Source organism: Photobacterium sp. R1, assembly GCF_054600795.1.
On record NZ_BAAHZP010000456.1, the window covers coordinates 1 to 281 of the forward strand.

Below are 281 nucleotides of genomic sequence, written 5' to 3' on the forward strand. Positions count from 1 at the left end.
ATAGGCGGTCTGCCACAGCATAAAGTTGCTGATCCGGCATTCACCACTGGTACGAATAAGAAGATCGACATCAGGCAAACCACTGGTGGATAAGCGAGCAGCCAGCATGTCTTCAGTGATATCGTCCGGGGTCAGCCCCTGCTCGGCCACGTCTCTGGCAAGAGCCTGAGTGGCCTGAAGAATATCCCATTGCCCGCCATAATTTGCCGCCACGTTCAGAACCATGCCGGTGTTGGCAGCGGTTAAGGTTTCGGCTGCCAGGATTTTGTCTTGAAGACGCT

Annotated in this window: 1 protein-coding gene; it reads right to left on the minus strand. The window is 54.4% G+C overall.

Annotation, left to right across the window (positions count from 1 at the left end; all coding sequences use genetic code 11):
• The coding region (locus ACYP03_RS25835; RefSeq protein ID WP_459782654.1) for an undecaprenyl diphosphate synthase family protein at nt 1-281 on the minus strand (281 nt) is incomplete at both ends.